A 20,696-nucleotide genomic window follows, 5' to 3' on the forward strand; every position below is an offset into this window, starting at 1 on the left:
TTGCTTGTTCAGGCGCGGGTTCCCTTTGCGCGCCGCAACTATGTACCGGGCCGCGATCTTTGCCGCCGCATGATGCCCGTTAAGGACAGGATGACAGATTTTCTCGGAAGGTCAAATTTTTTATCATCTGGTCAATTTATGGAAATGGGCGCGTTCAGGACGGAAGGCCCGGCTTTGGAAGCACGGGCCTTCAATGTTCGGCAGAAATGCGGGATCACAACGGGTCGGACTTGAGGCCGCTTCTTGCCTCTATCGCGCTTGTCTGCTCAGGGAGAATTTCCGTCTCCTTGGGAAGTGCAGGGCGAGAGCTTAGCACCAGGGCGCAACCACCGATGATGACGGCGGCACCGACGAACTGGATCAGGGAAAGCTGCTCCTTCAGGAAGACGGCGCCTACCAGAACCGCGATGACCGTCACGACGAACTCGACGCTGATGGCCTTCGTCGGCCCGACACTTCCGACCAGCTTGAAATAGAGCACATAGGTGAGGGCGCTCATCACGCAGGCCGAGATGAGCAGATATCCAAAATCAGCCAACCCCGGCATGGCTGGCACAGGCACCGCGAAAATGAGCGGCAAGGAGAGGATGCCGCCAAAAACGAATGCACCGATGGTGGTTTCCCACGAACCGGTGCCGGAAAGGCGGCGGCTGGCATAGTTGCTGCCGAAAGCTGCGGAAAAGCAGGAGAAAAGCACGGCGACACAGCCCATGATGAAGGCGGGCGTGACGGCAACAGCCGGGAAACCAACCAAGAGCACGATGCCGGTAACGCCAAGCAGCAGCCCGACAAGCCCGCGCGACGTAATGCGCTCAAGCCCCCAGAACTGGCTGATGATCATCGAGAAGAGCGGAATGGATGCCACGCAGATCGCGGCCATCGCCGTTCCGATCAGCGGGGTGCCGTAAGAAAGGCCGATCAGCTGGCCCGCAACCGTGGTTGCGCCAACCACGGCGAAAGGTTTCCAGCCAGCATGAAAATCCAGCCTGCGGCCGGAGAGTTTCGCAATTGCAAAGAGCGTTCCGGCCGCAATGAAGGAACGGAAAGCCACCGCGCCGACCCAGCCAAAGGCTTCTACGACGCGCAAGACCACGAGGAACGATAACCCCCATGCTACGGAAAGAAAAACATAGGTCGCGATATCTCTGGGTTTCATGCCAGCGGACTTTCAGGAAGTATTCGAAACTTTGAATACTTGGTTGTTAAGGAAGAACGTTACAGCTTTACAAGAATGAAGCCTGATCAGGTCGTTTTTGCGGCGGCGTTCGACGCCGCTTCTGCGATATTGGCGAAGAAGCGGTCTGCGATCTTGCGTGCGACCGAACCGAGCAGTTTAGTGCCGATCTGCGCTACCTTGCCGCCCGCATCGCCACGTATGGCGTAGGACAGAATAGTATCCTCGCCATCTTCGTCCAGCCGCACATCGGTCGCCCCATGCGCAAATCCGGCTATGGAACCTTCACCGTGGCCGGAGATCGTATAGGAGATCGGCGGTTTCATATTCGACAATTCCAGAATCCCGTGAAAGCGAACCTTCAGGATTCCGAAACTCACCTTGAGCGCAGCCCGTATTTCCGTGTCCGAAATTCGCTCGATATCTTCACAGCCCGGAATGCAGGATTTCAGCGTCTCAATGTCGTTCAGCGCATCCCAGACTGCTTGTCTCGGTGCCGCTATCCGCTCTTCTCCAGTCAGCTCCATGGTTCACTCCGAGGTGGATCACCCTAAATTGATCAATATGGTGTATATGACACCCTGTCCAAATTGGAAGTTCGGTAATTTATTTGCCGCAAATCCTCTCTAAAGCGCTTAATGTCCGCAATTAAATCGATTTGATTCGGGAGTAGCATCATGGCAAGAGACGCGACGAAGCTTGAAGCAACGGTCGCAAAGCTGAAAAAGCATTGGGCAGATTCGGCTCCGCAGGACATGCGGGCAGCGTTCAAATCGGATCCGGGTCGGTTCGAGCGGTATTCGTTGTCCCTGGATGACCTTCTGTTCGACTGGTCGAAATGCCGGGTCAATGACGAAACGATCGGGCTCCTCAAGGAGCTGGCCGGTGCTGCCGATGTTGAAGGCCGTCGCGCGGCGATGTTTGCAGGCGAGCATATCAACAATACCGAGGATCGTGCCGTTCTCCACGTCGCTCTGCGCGATACTTCCTCGAAGGAAGTGCTCGTCGACGGACACAATGTCCTGCCGGACGTGAAGGAAGTGCTGGACCGTATGGCGGCATTTTCGGATGGCATCCGGTCGGGCGCTATCAAGGGCGCAACCGGCAAGAAGATCACCGATATCGTCAATATCGGCATTGGCGGCTCCGATCTCGGTCCCGTCATGGCGACGCTCGCGCTTTCTCCCTATCATGATGGCCCGCGCGCGCATTTCGTCTCCAATATCGACGGCGCTCATATTGCCGATACGCTCGGCATCCTTGATCCCGCGACGACGCTCGTCATTATCGCTTCCAAGACGTTCACGACCATCGAAACCATGACCAATGCGCAGACCGCGCGCAAATGGATAGCCGAAGCGCTTGGCGAAGCAGCCGTAGGCGCCCATTTCGCCGCAGTCTCGACGGCGCTGGACAAGGTAGCCGCCTTTGGCATAGCCGAAGATCGGGTTTTTGGTTTCTGGGACTGGGTCGGCGGACGATATTCGGTGTGGTCGGCCATCGGCCTGCCGGTCATGATCGCGATTGGACCGGACAACTTCCGCAAGTTTCTGGCAGGCGCACATTCGATGGATGTGCATTTCCGCGATGCGCCGCTGGAAAAAAACCTGCCCATTTGGCTGGGCCTCATCGGTTACTGGCACCGCGCCATCTGCGGCTATGGCAGCCGTGCGATCATTCCCTACGATCAGCGTCTGGCCCGCCTGCCTGCCTATCTGCAGCAACTGGATATGGAATCGAATGGCAAGAGCGTCACGGTCGATGGCAAGCCGGTTTCCGGCCCGACCGGCCCGGTCGTATGGGGCGAGCCCGGCACCAACGGCCAGCACGCCTTCTTCCAGCTTCTGCATCAGGGTACCGACACCATCCCGCTTGAATTCATCGTTGCGGCGAAAGGTCATGAAAAGCACCTTGACCACCAGCATGAAATGCTGCTCGCAAACTGCCTTGCGCAGTCGGAAGCTTTGATGAAGGGCCGCACGCTGGACGAAGCGCGGGCGCAGTTGAAGGCGAAGAACCTTGCCGAAAGCGAAGTGGAACGCATTGCGCCCCATCGCGTCTTCTCGGGCAACCGTCCTTCGTTGACGCTGGTTCACGACAAGCTTGACCCGTTCGCTTTCGGGCGTCTGGTCGCGCTCTATGAGCATCGTGTTTTCGTCGAGGCGCAGATTTTCGGCATCAACGCTTTCGATCAATGGGGCGTCGAGCTTGGCAAGGAACTTGCCACCGAACTCTTGCCGGTTGTCTCAGGCGAGCAAACCAGCGATGGTCGCGACGCTTCCACACAAGGGCTTGTCGCCCATCTGCATGCGCGAAGGAAAGCTTGACGGCATTCTCTGCACAATTAGAAATGAAAGAGAGCCGGGTTCGTAATCCGGCTCTCTTCATGAGGAATAGAATGGGACATGAAATGAAAACCGAGATTGTGAAATTTGCCGGCGATGTACCGGGAAATGCCATCGAGTTGCGCGTGCTGCGCTTTGCCGGCAAGGACAGCGATGTGCCTTCCGCCTATTTGCAATCGTCGCTTCACGGTGCCGAACTTCCGGGGCAGGCGGCTCTTCATTTCCTGGTTCCGATGTTGAAGAAAGCGGCCGAGGAAGGGCGCGTTCTCGGCAATATCACCGTTGTTCCACAGGCAAATCCGATCGGCTCCAATCAGTGGCAGGCCCATCAGCATCTCGGTCGCTTCGAAACTTTCTCGCTGACCAATTTCAACCGCGCCTTCCCGCTGCTGCCGGATTTCAACACGTCTGAACTGCCGGAGCCGGATGCGCCGATCTCACTGGCACAGCGCCTGAAGGCGACGCTTTTGAAGCTGGCTCTGCCGAACGACATCGTTCTCGATCTGCATTGCGACGACGAGAGCGAAAACTACGTCTACATCGCTGAAGAATTTGCCGAGGACATGAAAGATCTGGCCATCGCGCTCAATTCGACGGCGATCCTCGCATGGGATACGACTGCCGACGCAGCTTTTGAGGAAGCCTGCGCGCATCCTGTCCTGCAATTGCCAGCGGACAAGCGCAACATGAAGCGCCGCGCGGTGACGACAGTCGAATTTCGCGGCTTGAGCGATGTTTATCCCGATATGGGCAAGGGCGACGCCGAGGGCTTGTATAAATTCCTCGTACATCGCGGTGTCGTTCGCGACGACAATGTGAAGCTCGAAACCGAGTATAAGGGCCTTGTCACGCCGCTCTCGCATGTCGAGATGCTGCGGGCGCCGGAGGGCGGCATGGTGCTCTATCATGTAGCGCCCGGCGATGAAGTCAAAGCAGGCGCGAAGCTCGTCACGGTGGTTACGAAACCGGGTGAACCGGAAGGCGACATTACGCTCACGGCACCGCAGGACGGGCGCATTTTGACCCGTCGTTCGCTGCGCTATGTGCGCCGTGGCGATGATCTTCTCAAATTGCTGGGGGTGAAGCCTTCTGCCGTCAAGAAGCGTGCCGGCGCGCTTGAAGCATGAGCGAAAAGCTTTCCGAAGAACGCATCAGATCAATCCGTGCCGTCCTCTTCGACAAGGACGGCACCTTGATCGACTTCGACCGGACCTGGTTTTCAATCTCCTGGCAGCTTGCGCAGCGAGCCGCAAAGGGGGATGAACTGCGGGCCCGCGCATTGCTCGACGCTGGGGGCTATGACTGGCTGACCGAGCGTTTCCGGGCCAATTCAGTCATCGCGGCCGGTACGGTCGAAGACATTGTTTCGCTTTGGCACCCTGATGTGGTGTCCGAGCAATCGCGCGAGCTTATCGAAGAATATGACGCTTACTGCGTCACCGAAGGCGCACGTTCTGCTGTGGCCGTAGAAGCTTTGCATGAAACGCTCGAAACGCTTCGCACCATGGGGTTCCGGCTAGGTATCGCCACCAACGATTCCGAGGCTGGCGCGCACGCCACGGCCAAAGCGCTGGGTGTCGACGGTTTTTTCGACGTCGTGATCGGCTACAACACGGCGGCGCGTCCAAAACCCTATCCCGATCCCCTGCTTTATTTTGCAGAAAAGCTGGGGCTTGCTCCGCATGAGATCGCCATGGTCGGCGACAATCTTCATGACCTGGAGACAGCCCACGCAGCCGGTGCGGGACTGGCAGTCGGCGTTCTATCGGGCAACAGTCCTCGCGAAGCACTGGAACCCCACGCCGATATCGTGCTGGATAGCGTGGCCGGCCTGCCCGAATTGCTGAAACGTTAAGTCGTCGCTTCCATTCAACGGATTGAATGGAAGCGTCACCACAATTCATTCTTGCTGCTCTTGCGGCGGAATTGGCATGGAGTAGCATGGCAGGACGTTTAACGTTCGCGGCGAGCTATACCCATGATCCTGATCGGCCAGTATGATTCTCCTTTTGTGCGGCGTGTCGCTATCGCCATGCGGCTTTACGGCCTGCCATTTGAACACAAACCATGGTCGACGTTCGGTGATCGTGACAGGCTTGCGGAATTCAATCCGCTGAGCCGCGTGCCGACGCTTGTACTGGATGATGGCGAGGTCGCGATCGAAAGCGCGGCGATACTCGATTATCTCGATGAGATCGCCAACGGCAAACATCCGTTGATCGCGCCAAGAGGTGCCGAGCGTCGTCAGGCATTGAAGATATGCGCGCTTTCTACCGGTCTTGCCGATAAAGCCGTAAGCCTGCTCTATGAAGGTTTGCTGCGAAGCGAAAAATCAAACGTTTGGGTAGAGCGTTGCGAAACGCAGATCGCCCGGGTGCTGGACGTGCTGGAGAACGACCTTTCAGAACGAAAATCACCATATTGGTTCGGAGATGATATCGGGCATGCCGATATTGCTGCGACCTGTGCACTGCGCTTTCTTCGTGAAGCCCATCCACATCTCTTCGATGAGCAGAAATACCCCTCATTGGCTGGTCTGGCCGCTCGATGCGAAGCGCTGGCACCGTTTCAGGAGATCGTGCAGCCCTTGGCGCCACCCTCTGCCTGATGCTGTCTGAAACAAATGCGGCCGGATGAAAGTCCGGCCGCATTTGTTTTCAAGTTTTACCGTTCTCAGTCACGAAGTTCGCGGCGCAAGATCTTGCCGACATTGCTTTTCGGCAGGCTTTCGCGGAACTCGACTTCGCGCGGGCGCTTGTAATTGGTAAGGCGCTCGGCGCAATAGGCTTTGACTTCGTCTTCAGTGAGGTTGAGATCGCTGCGCACGACGAACAGTTTCACGACTTCGCCGGAATGTTCGTTCGGTATGCCAATGGCAGCCGATTCCACGATGCCGGGATGACCTGCGGCTACTTCCTCGATTTCGTTCGGATAAACATTGAAGCCGGAAACAAGGATCATGTCCTTCTTGCGGTCGACGATTTTGGTATAGCCCCGCTCGTCCATGAAACCCATGTCGCCGGTCCGGAAAAATCCGTCGGGCATGATTGCACGCTTGGTTTCGTCCGGGCGGTTCCAGTAACCCGTCATCACCTGCGGTCCGCGCACGCAGATTTCGCCGACCTCACCGAGAGCGAGGTCGTTTCCATCATCATCGCGGATCGCAACATCGGTTGACGGCATCGGCAGGCCGATGGTTCCGGAGAACTCGGTTGCATCCAGCGCGTTGGCGCAGGCGACGGGCGAAGTCTCGGAAAGGCCATATCCTTCGGTGATGTGACAACCGGTCATTTTCTGCCAGCGTTCGGCCACAGGACGTTGTACAGCCATTCCGCCGCCGAGAGTGAGAATAAGAGGTTTGAAATCCAGGGTCTGGAAATCTGGATTATTCATGAGGCCATTGAAAAGAGTGTTGAGGCCCGGGAAGATATGGAACGGGAATTTCCTCAGTTCCTTGACGAAGCCAGCAATATCGCGCGGATTGGGAATGAGGATATTTCGCGCACCAAGCTTGATGCCGATCATCGCATTCACGGTAAGCGCGAAGATGTGATAGAGCGGCAGCGCACACACGAAATTCAGCGCCTTCGGCTTGCCCTTGTTGCGGAAGGCAACCTCCATCCAGGTATGCATCTGCTCCACATTCGCAAGGATGTTGCTATGGGTCAGCATGGCGCCTTTCGAGATGCCGGTCGTGCCTCCGGTATATTGCAGGAAGGCAAGGTCGGAACCTTGTACCGGAACCGGGTTGAAGGATAGGGCACGACCTTGAGCCAATGCGTCCTTGAAACGGATATGCTCCGGAATGTTCCACGCCGGAACCATTTTCTTCACGCGGCGCACGACCAGATTGATGATGTGGCCCTTGAATCCATGCATGTCGCCCATGGACGCGACGATGATATTGGGAACGTTGATCGAATTGAGGGTCTTTTCCACCGTCGACGCAAAATTTTCCAAAACGATCAATGCTTTGGCGCCGGAATCCTTCAACTGATGTTCCAGTTCTCGCGGCGTATATAGCGGATTGACGTTCACGACGACGAAACCTGCGCGGAGAATGGCCGTGAAGGCAATCGGATAATGCAGGATATTCGGCATCATCACCGCAACGCGGTCGCCCTTCACGAGACCGCGCGACTGGAGAAAAGCAGCCAGCGCACGCGAATATTCGTCGAGTTCCTTGTAGGACAGATCCTTGCCCATGCAGGTGAAGGCTGGGCTGGAGGCGAATTGCCGGCAAGATGCCAGAATCATATCGCCGATGGAAGTTGCCGTGCTCAGATCGATCTCGTGCGGAACGCCAGCCGGATATGATTTGAACCAGATCTTTTCCTGCGTCGGCGCGCCATTGGCTGGCGATCCCGCGGTCATGGATTCAACTACGGATGCACTTTGCCCAGTCGTCTTTTTCGCCATTTCTTCTCCCCGGATCGCTCCGTCCTAAATTGGGCCGCATGTGCGCCCCGCCGTCTCCCAAGCCATCCGCCCCCCGGAAGGCTTCCTCATTGGTAAATGTGGTCGAGTTTTAATTTCTTCGCAAGAGTTACATTGACGTAAGCGTAAATTATAAAAGAGTCGAGCGTCTCTCCCAATTTTGCGGTTTGACAATCACGATTGGTTGAAACCGGCCATCGTGAAAATAGCCTGTCCGGCGGGGCAGGCATATCGAAATTGGGCCCGACAACTATGTTTGATGAGCTTCGAATGCCGGATTTCTAAGAGATTGAACGAGTATCGAGATTGCCCTGCCACCGTAGGTGACAAGATCATAGTTCCGGTCGCCTCGCAACCATTCGTTGAGAAGGCCGCTTAGAAGGGACAGCAGGATCGGTGCCGCCGTGTCTGCGGTCCATTCCTTTGAAAGCTCCCCGCGTCTTGCAGCCACGTCCAGCAATCCTGCGAACAGGGAGAGGACGTTGGCGCGCGCTTCGCGAAGGCGATCTTCAAGCGGGGCCATTTCGCCGACGAATTCGCATCGCTGGTTGATAATGATGAAAATGTTCTGCTGACGCTCGTTGTTCGAGAAAAGCTGCAGCGCCTGAATGATCGACTGCTCGAGCACATGCATCGGATTGGGGTGGTTGACGGCCGCAGCCTGCAGCATGATTTCTTCTTGCGGAAACCGGACATTGCCGATGATGGTGCGAAGAATCTCCACCTTGTCGCGGAAGTGGAAATAAATCGCACCCCGCGTCACTCCGGCATGACAGGCAATTTCCATCAGTGTAGATTGGTTGACACCACGCTCGAGGAAAACCTGCTCGGCAGCCACCAGAATGGCTTCCCGGGTTTCGGCTGCCTCGGCTTTCGTTCTTCGCATGATTTCTCTCGGGTGAATGCAGTCTGATGGCTTAGTTCGCCACTTGAATCCGGGTAACTCATTCGTGATCTGTAATATTGAGCGATTGACTATAACACGGTAGATCGTATTTACAAACACTCGTGTATGTTAAATTGGCAGCACCGCGCGACAGCAAGGGCACTCCCACCATGACTTTGAACCGTTCCATTCGGCTTTTTGCGGCAGGGGCCGCTTTTCTTGTCTTTGCGGGGCAACCCGTTCTGGCGCAGGCACCCGGCGGCGCAACGCCGCCACCGCCACAGGTATCTGTTACCGTGGTCGAGCCGCATGATGTACCTGTCACCTACGAATATGCGGCGCGTATCAGTGCCTATCGCGACGTTCAGGTGCGTGCGCGTGTCGGCGGGATATTGCTTCACCGCAATTTCATCGAAGGCACGGAAGTCAAGGCTGGCGACGTGCTGTTCGAAATAGACCCGGCACCTTACCAGGCGGAGCTTGAAAAGGCTCAGGCACAGGTGGCACAGGCCGAGGCGCAGTATCAGCAATCCATCCGCGACGCGGAGCGCGCAGAACAGCTGGTCCAGCAGAAGGTGCAGAGCACTGCCGTTCGTGATTCGGCTTTCGCGACGCGCGACCTGAACAAGGCGTCTGTCGCCGCAGCCAAGGCGCAGCTGCGCACGGCTGAACTCAATCTGAGCTATACCAAGGTGACGGCGCCCATCAGCGGCATCACCAGCCTCGAACAGGTCAATGAGGGCAGCCTTATCGGTACGGATGCGTCTTCCAGCCTTCTGACCTCGATTACCCAGCTCGACCCGGTCTATGTGAACTTCTCCTTCACGGACACGGAAGCCGCTGAAATCGACCGTTTGCGCGCCGAGCGCGGTGCGACGGGCGAAGATGCCGACCGTCTCAAGATCAAGGTTCTGTTCGGGGACGGGCAGGCTTATGACCACGAAGGAACGATCGATTTCACCTCTTCGTCGCTCGATACGGAAACGGGTACGCTCGGTGCCCGCGCGGTGGTCGAGAATCCCAAGCGTCGCCTGATCCCGGGTCAGTTCGTTCGCGCTGTCATTCTTGGCATCCAGGTCAAGGATGCCATCACGATCCCGAAGGCCGCATTGCTCCAGGGGCCGCAAACGCAGTTCGTTTACGTGGTCAACAAGGACAATATCGTCGAAGTCCGGCCGATCACCGTTGCTCGCGAACTGAGCGATGCCTGGCTGGTTTCCGAAGGTCTCAACGCAGGTGACCGCGTCATTAGCGAAGGGCTTATCAAGGCAGCCCCGGGCAAGCCCGTTAATCCGGTCGACGCAGCTACCGAAGCAGGCAATAGCACATCGCCGGACAAGGCGGGTGCCGAAGCTGGCAAAGAACAGGCGGCAGGCAAGCAATGAACAGATTTTTCGTCGACCGCCCCGTTTTCGCGGCGGTCATCTCCATTGTGCTCGTGCTGGCAGGCCTGATCTGTATCCGGATTCTGCCGATTGCACAGTATCCCGAACTGACGCCGCCGCAGGTTGTTGTCAGCGCGACCTATCCCGGCGCCAGCGCCGAAACGGTGGCGCAGACCGTTGCCGCGCCGTTGGAACAGCAGATCAACGGCGTCGAGAACATGCTCTATATGCAGTCCTCGAGCCTCGGCAGCGGCACGATGCAGCTGACCGTAACCTTTGCTCTGGGCACCGACCCGGATCAGGCCACGATCAACGTCAACAACCGCGTGCAGCGTGCGACTTCCTCGCTTCCGCAGGAAGTGCAGCGTCTTGGCGTCACGGTGGACAAGCGTTCCACCACAATTCTGGGCATGGTCGCCATGTTCTCCGACAGTGATCGCTACGATCGCACCTATGTCGGCAACTATGCGCTTCTCAATGTGGTTGACGATCTCAAGCGCCTTCAGGGCGTTGGCGACGTGCAGCTTCTCGGCAACATCGATTATTCGATGCGTATCTGGCTGCGTCCCGACAAGCTGGCGCAGTATAACCTGACGCCGAGCGATGTCTCGACCGCCATTCAGGAACAGAACGCGCAGTTTGCAGCAGGCCGCTTCGGCGATCAGCCTGACCCGCAAGCCGGGCCGTTCACCTATACCGCGACCACACAGGGGCGCCTCCCGGATGCCGCAGCATTCGAGAACATTATCCTCCGTTCGAGCCCCAATGCGGCAACGCTCCGTCTCAAGGACGTTGCGCGTGTCGAACTCGGCACGGAAAGCTATCTCGTCGACAGTAATCTGAACGGCACCTCGGCCGTCCCGATTGCAATCTATCTGCAGCCCGGCGCCAACGCGCTCAACACGATGGAACTCATTCAGAACCGTATGGATGAGCTGAAGGCAAGCTTCCCGGCGGGTATCGACTATTCGATCCCCTTCGATACGACGAAGTTCATCAAGGTCTCCATCGAGGAAGTGATTCACACCTTCATCGAGGCGATCATTCTCGTCGTGCTGGTGGTGTTCATCTTCCTGCAGAACTGGCGGGCGACGCTTATCCCGATCATCGCGGTGCCGATCTCGATTATCGGTACTTTCGCGGGCATGTATGTGCTGGGCTTCTCCATCAACCTCCTGACGCTCTTCGGTCTCGTACTGGCAATCGGTATCGTGGTCGACGACGCCATCGTGGTGCTGGAAAACGTCGAACGTATCATGACGACGGAAAAACTGTCGCCGCGCAAGGCCGCCATCAAGGCCATGGGCGAAGTGACGGGGCCGGTGATTGCGATTGTCCTTGTGCTGTGTGCGGTGTTCATTCCGGTCGCCTTCATGGGCGGTCTGGTTGGCGAAATGTACAAGCAGTTCGCCGTGACCATCGCGATTTCGGTGACATTGTCGGGTCTCGTGGCCCTGACACTGACACCGGCGCTTTGCGCGCTTATCCTAAAGCCGGGTCATCATGAGCCGATGCTGCCGTTCCGCATCTTCAACCGCTTCTTCGAGCGGGTGACGGACGGCTATTCGCGCGGCGTTCGCTTCTTCCTGAAGCGCGCTGCAATTGGGCTGGTCATTTTTGCGGGCCTTCTTGGCGCCACCTACTATCTTTTCGAAAGGGTGCCGGGATCGCTGTTGCCGGATGAGGATCAGGGCTTCCTGTTCAGCGTTGCAGTGCTTCCCCCGGCGGCCTCTCTGGAACGTACAACGGCGGTTCTCGATCAGGCGAGTGCGAATATCCGGAAAAACCCTGCTGTGGAGAGCGTCTTCGCGGTATCCGGCTTCGACCTTCTGTCGGGCGGTCTGAAAACCAGCGCGGGCACGATGTTCATCATGCTCAAGGACTGGAAGGAACGCACGACGCCTGAAACCGATGCGCGCAATCTTCCCGGTGCCATCATGGGGATGAATGCGGGGATCAAGGACGGTCTTGTTCTTGCGTTCAACCCGCCTCCGATCATGGGTCTCAGCACGACGGGCGGCTTTGAACTCTATGTTCAGGATCGCACGGGCGGCGGTGTGGATTCGCTGACGCGGGCGACCAAGCTCATTACCGAGGCTGCCGTCAAGCGGCCGGAGTTGCAGGGTGTGCGCACGACGTTCGATCCGAACGTTCCGCAGTATGACATCCAGCTTGATCGCGAAAAGGCGAAGGCTATGGGTGTGCCGATCAACTCTGTATTCACTGCAATGCAGGCAACCTTCGGCAGCCTCTACGTCAACGACTTTACACTGTTTGGCCGCAACTATCAGGTCAACTTGCAGTCGGAAGCCGAGTTCCGTCGTGATCCGAGCGATCTCAAGCATGTCTTCGTCCGGGCCAATTCCGGCAGCATGATCCCGCTCGATGCACTCGTCACCGTCAAGCGTATTGTCGGTCCTGATCAGCTCGAACGCTTCAATGCCTTCAACGCGGCGAAGATCACCGGTAATCCGGCGCCGGGCTTCACCTCCGGCGACGCGATCAAGGCGATGCAGGAAGTGGCTGCGGAGGTTCTCCCGCAGGGCTATCAGATTGCATGGACCGGCTCGGCCTATCAGGAAGTGACCACCAGCGGCACAGGCACGCAGGCCATGATCTTCGGCCTTGTCATGGTGTTCTTGATCCTTGCTGCGCAGTATGAACGCTGGAGCCTGCCGCTCGCTGTCATAACGGCGGTGCCTTTCGCAATCTTCGGCGCGTTGCTGGCGACCGATCTGCGCGGGCTGACCAATGACGTCTACTTCCAGATTGGTCTGGTGACGCTCATAGGTCTGGCGGCGAAGAACGCGATTCTGATCGTGGAGTTCGCGGTGCTCGAACGAGAGACCGGCAAATCCGCCATCGAGGCGGCGGCGTCGGCGGCTCGTCTGCGCTTCCGTCCGATCGTGATGACCTCGCTCGCCTTTATTCTGGGCGTGGTGCCGCTCGCGATCAGCTCGGGTGCCGGTTCGGCAAGCCGTCACTCCATCGGTACGGGCGTTATCGGCGGCATGTTGGCAGCAACGTTCATCGCCACGTTCTTCATTCCGATGTTCTACAGTCTGATTGCTCGTAAGCCTCCGAAGAGGCCGGAGGATGAAGACGTGAATGAAACGATCAGCCCCAACCCGCAGGCTGATAATCACGTCTAGCCCGCTTCAAGCTGCAAACGAAAGCCCCGCCGAATGGCGGGGCTTTTTGCATCCTGTACCCGCACTGCTGCCAGGGCGGAAATGGTTGATTACCAGTCTTCGGACGAGGACTGCCCGGCTCCAGAGCATTTCCAGCAAAAGTGTGAAACCGCTTTGCGTTGGATAATGCGATAAAACAAATAGTTAGAGCGGTTCCGGCGATTCTGTTAGAACAGGAACCGCTCTAGAAAAGCGATGCGATACTTTGAACGATTGCCCAGCATAGGAACGTCGCCGGCACGCTGAGTGCTGCGAGCATGATGCCCAGAAACACATAGGCGGCTTCATTCGGCGAGCGTTTTGTTTGTTCCGGAGTCTTGTGCCATTGAGCAGGTACGCCATCGAACATTGTATATATCCTCCTTCTCCCTCGCTTTGATTATTGATCGGAGTCGGATTTGTTCAAGTCAAAATAAATGGATGTATTTATCGTCTCGCTTGTGCTAAAAGCGGCGCAACTTATCCTGATTTGTCTATTGTTATGTCGCTATAAAGACGGGTTTCCGTGCTATTTATTTGATGGAAAACAATTTTACTTTTATACTGTAAGTATCGATATATCGGAAATTTCAAAAATATCTGAAAATTCGTTGGGTAGCAGTATTCTCCTGCGTCAAAATGGCACGCAATGGGCGGACAAATTAAACGACCCGCCCGTCCGATGTCCGGATCAGTAAAAGCTGTTCGGGAAATAGCGCAGGTAAAGCTCCGTCAGCGTGCCCTTCTGCTGCAAGGCTTGCAGTGCATTATCGAAGGCGCTGACAAGGGGAGCGTTTTTCTGCGCAACGGCAATGCTGAGCCCGGTGCCCAGATACTGGGGTGCCAGATAGGGGCCGGCTGCGAAGGTGCAGCATGCATGGCCCTCGGGACTGTTAAGCCACACGGACAGCGACATGCCATCGTGAAAGACTGTGCCGATCTTGCCGCTCCTGAGATCGGCGAGCATGCTCGGTTCATCAGGGTAGGGTTTTGCGACCGCCTGGGGAAAATAGCTTTTCAACAATTGTTCATGGGCGGTACCTGCAATGACGCCGACGTTCTTGCCCTTCGTGGCCGTCACCGGATCATCGTTAAAAGCGCCGGCATTGGTCGTCGCAAAACGCGCAGGCAGCCGCATATAGGACCGTGAATAGGCAAATTGTTCCCGGTTTGCTTCGGTTGGCTTCCACCCCGCCAGTATGGCTTCAGCCTGTCCGCTGAGCAGGCGCTCCTCCAGCTCATTCCATGGGACAGCTTCGATCTGACATATGTCGTCGACGCCCAATTGACGGCAAAGGGCCTTGGCAAGGTCGATATTATAGCCGGAAAGCTGCCCCCGGTCGCCGAGCATATTGAACGGTGGAAAGTCCACGGTTGTAATGAACCTCAACCGTGTGAGCGCTTGCAGGGACGGCAATGGCAGGCGCTCCCTCTGGTTGATGAAGGACGGAGCCTGGGGCTCTGTGTCGGAAGCCTGCGCGCTATGAATACCACATGCGGATGCCAGCGCGATCAGCAGTCTTGGAAGGTGGCGTTTCATGACCCGTCTCTGCTCTCTTTTTTATAATTTCGCGTTAACCGCACGATCGATTGCCTCTCCAATATTCACCAAAAGTGCCAGGAAAATAAAGGTTGCAATTCTTTTAGAGTATATTACGTTCCGATTGTAATTTTTCTGAAATAATTAACTAATAAAGCGTTCGGTAAAATTACTATATTAGTATATATCTAAAATACAAATCACAAATATTCAGTAGTGCGGGGGTGCTATGAGTAGTGTATCGACTGCGTTCGATCTGGAGATATGCAGCGCCATATCAGCCAGACTGGAACAATGCGGCGTAGCGAGAGAGGCGTTGCTTGGGGCATATAGTGCTGCTGCTCGCCACGGAACGTCGTTTTGCGTGGAGCTGGTTCAGCGGGGTGATGTTGCGGAATCGGTGCTTTATGCAGCCATAGCTGATCTTTTGACATTGGAGTTCACAGACGAAGCCTTGCCGTCCCGTATTTTCGTATCGGGCGAAGAAAAGCCGTCGGCTTTCATCGATGTGGGACAGGTTATGGTGCTCGGCGCAGATGGAAGCAACTATCTCTATATAGCGCCTTCGGAAAATCGCATCCGGACGCTTCGGGACTATGTGCTTGCGACGCCGCAGTTGAAGAACCGGATACGGATCTGCACGCCGACGCTCCTGAAGCAGGTCATGCGGCAGCGGCATCAAAAGGATCTGATCGCCAGAGCCTATGAAATGACACCGCAATCGCTGTCCGCATCGCGCGTTCTCGATACGCCGCAGGCGTTTATCATCGCCATGGCGGTTTACGCGCTTTTCGCCTGCATGTTCAATTGGCCCGCGACCACTCTCCTTGTTCTCCATGTAGCACTGTCATTATTCTTCTTCGGCTGCGTGATGATCCGTCTGTTCGCAGCGGTTGCCGGACGGCGGTTGAAATTTCTGGAGATCAAGAAAAGCAGGCCGCGCGATCTGCCGATCTATTCCGTGCTGGTCCCGCTATATCGGGAACAGGAGGTGATAGGCCAGCTTGTAACGAGTTTGAAACGCCTGAACTGGCCAGCCAGCAAGCTCGATATCAAGCTTGTCTGCGAGAAGGACGATTTCGATACGATCGCCGCGATACGTCGTGTGGGGCTGCCATCGAATTTTGAACTGGTTCTCGTGCCGTCCGGCGGGCCCAAGACGAAACCGAAGGCGTTGAATTATGCATTGCAGTTTGCCCGAGGGGAGATCGTCGCGGTCTTCGATGCCGAGGACCGGCCTCACCCTGACCAGTTGCTTGAAGCATGGCAGACCTTTCAGGTCGAAGGCGACAAGCTGGCCTGTGTGCAGGCGCCGCTGATCATCGGGAATTTTCGCCATAATCTGCTGACGCGAATGTTCGCCTTTGAATATGCCGCACTTTTCCGCGGGCTGCTGCCTTGGCTTGCTTCCCGGGGGCACGTTATTCCCCTCGGAGGAACCTCCAATCACTTTCGGCGGTCCTGTCTGGAGGAGGTTGGCGGCTGGGACGCCTACAACGTCACGGAAGATGCCGATCTCGGCGTGAGGCTTGCTCGTTTCGGGTATCGTATCGGTGTCATCACGCGTGGCACGATTGAAGATGCGCCCGTAAACTATGACGTCTGGCGCAAGCAGCGGACACGCTGGCTCAAGGGTTGGATGCAGACATGGCTCGTCCATGGCCGCCAGCCGCACAATACCTGGCGCGAGCTTGGCTGGTTCAGGTATTCCGTCAATCAGGTCTATACCCTGGGAATAATCGGTTCGGCGCTTCTGCATCCTCTGATGCTTGCCATGTTCGCCTTCCTGCTGATCGGAATGATGTTCGGGCCGCTGACGACACACAGTATCTGGCTGTTGGGGATCGATGTGACGAACATTCTGCTGGCCTATCTGAGTTTCTACCTTCTGGGAGCGAGAACGATGGAGCCAACGGAACTGGGAGGGTATGCGTACCTGTTCTCGATCCCGGTATATTGGGTGCTGATCTCAATTGCGGCCTGGCGCGCGCTATGGCAGCTGGTGCATGTGCCGCATCTTTGGGAAAAGACACCGCACCAGCCAAGCCTGTTTTACATCTCCACCGATGACGAGGTGAGGAATGTGGAGCCGCGTCCGATGATTGATTGATCCTCGGCCCCGATGGCCTGAAGGTCTCTTCCCTCATAGGGTAGCGTCAAAAGGATGCGCCGGATTGCTGCCAGTCTGGCGCGTCTCTTGTCATTCGAACGGATGATGGTCCAGGGCGCGTAGCCCGTATCGGTCCTTTCGAGCATGGTGTGCAATGCATCGGAATAATCATTCCAGCGAGAAATGCCGGCCACGTCCATCGGTGAGAACTTCCAGTTCTTGAGAGGGCTGTGGCGCCGCTCGTGAAAACGCTTGAGCTGCATTTCCTGGCCGATATCCAGCCAGAATTTGAAAAGATGGATGCCATCCGTCACGATCATGCGCTCAAAATCGGGCGTTTCGGTCAGGAAGGTTTCGAGCTGCGCCGGTGTGCAGAACCCCATGACGCGTTCCACGCCGGCCCGGTTGTACCATGAACGATCAAACGTGACGAACTCGCCAGCCGTTGGGAAATGCGCGACATAACGCTGGAAATACCATTGACCCTGTTCTGTTTCGGTTGGCTTGGGCAGGGCGACGTTACGCGCGGTTCTGGGGTTCATGAACTCGCGGATTGTAAAGATGGTTCCGCCCTTGCCGGCAGCGTCCCGGCCTTCAAAAACGCTGATGACACGCCCGCCAGTATCCTGAAGCCAATATTGAAGTTTGACGAGTTCGATCTGAAGCCGCTCCAGCGTTTCCTCATATTCTTCCGACTTCATCTTGGACGGATAGGGATATCCGCCTGAGCGCAACGCATTGTCGTCGATCCATTTCGGCAGCTTCGGATCGTTTATGTCGAACGTCCGCGTCTCGCCTCCAATTTTGAGCTTGATTGGCTTGTCGCCTGATTTTGCCTCGTCTTTTTTGTCTTTCTTTTTGTTAGCTGTCTTCGAACTGTCACCCACGGCAATTCCCTTTCGTTTATATCAAGGCATGATATGGGCTGTTTGGAAGCTACGTAAAGGACGTCCGGGCATTTCCGGATAAAACATGATTCCGAAAAGCGGGAACCGGTTTTCGGGTGAAAACATGCTTGAACAAAAATGTAGAGCGGGATCATTGCGCTCTAAGGTCGATGCCACAACCGCAGAGGAAGCAGCATGAGCGAGGCAGGCAATCACACCGGTCCAGAACCTGAAGCGGAGAAGTCCATTTTCGAACCGCTTCTTCGGGTCAAGGGTGTCGTGATCGCCAGCATGGTTCTCGCCGTCTGCGTGCTGGCTCTCGATCTTCCTTTCTGGTTTCGCGCTGGTCTGCTGGCCGTGGTCGTGCTCGGCGCCGTCTGGCTCGCAAGCGAAGTTGCAAGCAGTGAGCCGGATGAAGTGCCGGTAAAGAATATAGCGCCCAACGAAATGGCGGGAGTGTCCGGCGAGCGCCTGGCAGACCTTCTGACCGACCCGATGGTTGTCTTCGATCATGGCGGCACGGTGTTGTTCACCAATTCAGCGGCTATCGAAGCATTTCAGTCTCTGGAGACTGGCACAGCGCTCTATCTGCGGTTTCGGGCACCGGAAATGCACGCACTGATTCAGGGGGTAATCGCCGATGGCGAAGCACGCAGCATAGAATATTTCGAGCGCGTCCCGATCGATCGCTGGTTCAAGGCCATGGTCAAGGCGTTGCCGGGCAAGGACGGCAGACCCGAACTTTTTGTCCTGCTGTTCCGCGACCAAAGCGAAACACGGCGCATCGACCGCATGCGCTCGGATTTCATCGCGAATGCGAGCCACGAGTTGCGCACGCCGCTCGCTTCGCTGCGCGGATTTATCGAAACGCTGCAGGGGCCAGCGCGAAATGACGCGGCTGCCCGCGATCGCTTTCTGGATATCATGCAGAAACAGGCCGAACGCATGTCGCGCCTGATCGATGATCTTTTGTCTTTGTCGCGACTGGAAATGCGGGCCCATCTGACCGTCAATGAATGCATCGACATGACTTCCATTCTCAATCACGTTGCCGACACGCTGGCGCCGCTGGCCGCAGGCCTCGATATCAACATCGAGCGGGTATTGCCGGGTCATCCTGTCATGGTCACCGGCGCGCGTGACGAGCTTATCCAGGTTTTCCAGAATCTCGTGGAGAATGCCTGCAAATACGGACAGGCTGGCAAGCGCGTCATCGTCAAACTGGACGAAGACGATAGTGGCAGTTCTCCGGAGGTCGTGGCGTCCGTTCAGGATTTTGGTCCCGGCATCGCGGCCGAGCATCTGCCGCGCCTGACGGAACGGTTCTATCGGATCGATGTGGAAACGAGCCGGGCTCATAAGGGCACAGGTCTTGGTCTTGCCATCGTCAAACATATTCTCGCCCGTCACCGCGGACGTCTGGTCGTTCGCTCACAACTGGGCGAAGGCTCGACGTTTACCGTACGGCTGCCGAAACGTGCGGCATAGATCGCCTAGCCGAACTTGCGCAAGAGCCTCCATTTCAACGGGCGCAGCTTGGCGTAGAGGGAGGTCTCTCTCAGTCTTTCCATGCCACGGGCGAGGCTAAGCGAAATGCGCCCACGTAAAGTGACCGGACGAATATAGTCACGCAGAGGTGTGGTTCGGTCGCATATGCCGGACTTCCATGGCTCGTCGCCAAAGCCCAGATCGAAAATGCTGTAACCGTCAGCCTTGAGCGCAGATAACAGGCGCAATATCAGCAGTTTTCCGGGTGAAAACTTGCTCCACATGCCGTTCTCGAACGTTATGATCATTGCGCAATAATGGCCATTGCGGACGACGCTCCACAGCGTAGCCCATATGGTTTCCCCCACGGCCAGCGCGGACAGGTGCAGGGCGCCATGTCGGGCGAGTTGCTCTGTCGCTTTTTCAAAAAAGCGTCGTTTTTCAGGATGTGCATCGAAACCGGGAACCATGGTTTCTTCAAAACGCCGCTGTTTCTGGCGGAACATGGCATCCAGAACAGACCGGCGCTCAGCTTCGGTCTGCGCTATAAGAAACCGGGCCCCTTCCAGCTTCTGAAATGCTCGGTCACGTTTTTTGATATTGCCGATACCCTGTATGGATTTTTCTATTTCCGCGATCGGACGCACCAGTGACATCGTGTGCGTGGATGCACCGGAAAAGCGGTCCGTTACCGACCATAAGGGATTGATAAGACCCTCGATATGTTCCGGCATTTTGCAGAGCGCAACGACATCGTGAGAGGGAACCGATGCAAGCACAGCTGCGAGGACGCGCATTGCGGCATCATGCGAAAGCTGTGTTGCGGCCGGAAAGACGATAGGGGCATTATAATCGCTTACGCCCCCATCGATAAATGAAAGGACCCGGGAACCGCAGATGCGTGTGATAAAGAGCGGCAGAAAAAGAAGCGGTGTATCGTCAGTCTGGCGAACTTCGGTCAAGCAGAGCTGTACGCCGGGTTCTTGCCCATAGCTCGCTTCCCATGCCCGGATAAAGGATTTGGACTGAAAGACAAAAAATGCGCAGCCGGTTTTGTCATCGGCGTCCGGCCAGTCTATGGATAGCTGTTCCATGTTGCTGAAAACCCGGATGTCAAAATCTTTGGTCAACATAAAAGGCTTTCAGTATTTCCGAGCGCACCGAATCTCATTTTATAGTTGAAGTGTTTATTGGATTTGAAACCAAAAAAAACTATGAAGTTCTGGCTGGTTTGGTCCCAATCCCAAATTGCTTCGCGCGTGCTTTTTCACAAA

The 20,696-nt window shown here is 56.3% G+C and carries 16 protein-coding genes; 8 read left to right on the top strand and 8 right to left on the bottom strand.

Annotated features, from left to right (window positions below):
* Positions 1-214 precede the first annotated feature (214 nt).
* Positions 215-1,156, bottom strand: a complete 942-nt coding sequence (locus ACOWVS_RS06820) for a DMT family transporter (protein WP_021586283.1) — start codon at positions 1,154-1,156, stop codon at positions 215-217.
* A gap of 86 nt (positions 1,157-1,242) precedes the next feature.
* Positions 1,243-1,701, bottom strand: coding sequence for an SRPBCC family protein (locus ACOWVS_RS06825; protein WP_075041778.1), 459 nt, complete (start codon positions 1,699-1,701; stop codon positions 1,243-1,245).
* A 150-nt stretch (positions 1,702-1,851) separates the two neighbouring features.
* On the opposite strand from ACOWVS_RS06825, the gene pgi reads away from it, so the two are divergent.
* The 4 genes from pgi (at position 1,852) to ACOWVS_RS06845 (ending at position 6,127) form a co-directional block, all read left to right on the top strand.
* The gene (pgi, locus tag ACOWVS_RS06830) at positions 1,852-3,501 is read left to right on the top strand and encodes a glucose-6-phosphate isomerase (protein WP_021586282.1); all 1,650 of its coding nucleotides are present in this window, start codon (positions 1,852-1,854) and stop codon (positions 3,499-3,501) included.
* Positions 3,502-3,584: 83 nt separating this feature from the next.
* Positions 3,585-4,646, top strand: a complete 1,062-nt coding sequence (locus ACOWVS_RS06835) for a succinylglutamate desuccinylase/aspartoacylase family protein (protein WP_025089717.1) — start codon at positions 3,585-3,587, stop codon at positions 4,644-4,646.
* Positions 4,643-5,374: an HAD family hydrolase gene (locus ACOWVS_RS06840; RefSeq protein ID WP_021586280.1), complete on the top strand. Its 732-nt coding sequence runs from the start codon at positions 4,643-4,645 to the stop codon at positions 5,372-5,374. The genes ACOWVS_RS06835 and ACOWVS_RS06840 overlap by 4 nt, the downstream gene beginning before the upstream one ends.
* A 123-nt stretch (positions 5,375-5,497) precedes the next feature.
* The gene (locus ACOWVS_RS06845) at positions 5,498-6,127 is read left to right on the top strand and encodes a glutathione S-transferase family protein (RefSeq protein WP_021586279.1); all 630 of its coding nucleotides are present in this window, start codon (positions 5,498-5,500) and stop codon (positions 6,125-6,127) included.
* 65 nt (positions 6,128-6,192) lie between these two features.
* On the opposite strand, the gene ACOWVS_RS06850 is transcribed toward ACOWVS_RS06845, so the two are convergent.
* Together ACOWVS_RS06850 and ACOWVS_RS06855 are read right to left on the bottom strand one after the other, a co-directional pair.
* Complete coding sequence (locus ACOWVS_RS06850) at positions 6,193-7,938, bottom strand: long-chain fatty acid--CoA ligase (protein ID WP_021586278.1); 1,746 nt, start codon at positions 7,936-7,938, stop codon at positions 6,193-6,195.
* 268 nt (positions 7,939-8,206) lie between these two features.
* Complete coding sequence (locus tag ACOWVS_RS06855) at positions 8,207-8,842, bottom strand: TetR family transcriptional regulator (protein WP_006471075.1); 636 nt, start codon at positions 8,840-8,842, stop codon at positions 8,207-8,209.
* Between the two features lie 170 nt (positions 8,843-9,012).
* Here ACOWVS_RS06855 and ACOWVS_RS06860 point away from each other — a divergent pair, with 170 nt between their 5' ends.
* Together ACOWVS_RS06860 and bepE are read left to right on the top strand one after the other, a co-directional pair.
* A complete protein-coding gene (locus ACOWVS_RS06860; protein WP_006471074.1) occupies positions 9,013-10,227 on the top strand; it encodes an efflux RND transporter periplasmic adaptor subunit in 1,215 nt (404 codons plus the stop codon).
* Positions 10,224-13,379, top strand: coding sequence for a multidrug efflux RND transporter permease subunit BepE (gene bepE / locus ACOWVS_RS06865; RefSeq protein ID WP_021586277.1), 3,156 nt, complete (start codon positions 10,224-10,226; stop codon positions 13,377-13,379). The genes ACOWVS_RS06860 and bepE overlap by 4 nt, the downstream gene beginning before the upstream one ends.
* A 223-nt stretch (positions 13,380-13,602) precedes the next feature.
* Here the strand turns inward: bepE and ACOWVS_RS06870 are convergent, their stop codons facing one another.
* Both ACOWVS_RS06870 and ACOWVS_RS06875 read right to left on the bottom strand, forming a co-directional pair.
* Positions 13,603-13,767 (bottom strand): hypothetical protein, encoded by a 165-nt coding sequence (locus ACOWVS_RS06870; protein WP_021586276.1) that lies wholly within the window; start codon positions 13,765-13,767, stop codon positions 13,603-13,605.
* A 321-nt stretch (positions 13,768-14,088) separates the two neighbouring features.
* The gene (locus ACOWVS_RS06875) at positions 14,089-14,937 is read right to left on the bottom strand and encodes a transporter substrate-binding domain-containing protein (RefSeq protein ID WP_021586275.1); all 849 of its coding nucleotides are present in this window, start codon (positions 14,935-14,937) and stop codon (positions 14,089-14,091) included.
* 229 nt (positions 14,938-15,166) lie between these two features.
* Here ACOWVS_RS06875 and ACOWVS_RS06880 point away from each other — a divergent pair, with 229 nt between their 5' ends.
* Positions 15,167-17,047 carry a glycosyltransferase family 2 protein gene (locus ACOWVS_RS06880; protein ID WP_031346492.1) on the top strand — a complete coding sequence of 627 codons (1,881 nt, stop codon included), beginning with the start codon at positions 15,167-15,169 and terminating at the stop codon, positions 17,045-17,047.
* Here the strand turns inward: ACOWVS_RS06880 and ppk2 are convergent.
* Positions 16,990-17,934, bottom strand: a complete 945-nt coding sequence (gene ppk2 / locus ACOWVS_RS06885) for a polyphosphate kinase 2 (protein WP_006466028.1) — start codon at positions 17,932-17,934, stop codon at positions 16,990-16,992. The genes ACOWVS_RS06880 and ppk2 overlap by 58 nt on opposite strands.
* Before the next feature lie 195 nt (positions 17,935-18,129).
* Between ppk2 and ACOWVS_RS06890 the strand changes: the two genes are divergently transcribed.
* The gene (locus ACOWVS_RS06890; protein WP_021586273.1) at positions 18,130-19,422 is read left to right on the top strand and encodes an ATP-binding protein; all 1,293 of its coding nucleotides are present in this window, start codon (positions 18,130-18,132) and stop codon (positions 19,420-19,422) included.
* A 5-nt stretch (positions 19,423-19,427) separates the two neighbouring features.
* Here ACOWVS_RS06890 and ACOWVS_RS06895 read toward each other — a convergent pair whose 3' ends face one another.
* On the bottom strand, positions 19,428-20,516 hold the full coding sequence (locus ACOWVS_RS06895; protein WP_235694306.1) for a GNAT family N-acetyltransferase: 1,089 nt from the start codon (positions 20,514-20,516) through the stop codon (positions 19,428-19,430).
* Positions 20,517-20,696 lie beyond the last annotated feature (180 nt).

Origin of the sequence: Brucella sp. IR068, assembly GCF_049065885.1 — a bacterium.
GTDB lineage: Bacteria > Pseudomonadota > Alphaproteobacteria > Rhizobiales > Rhizobiaceae > Brucella > Brucella intermedia.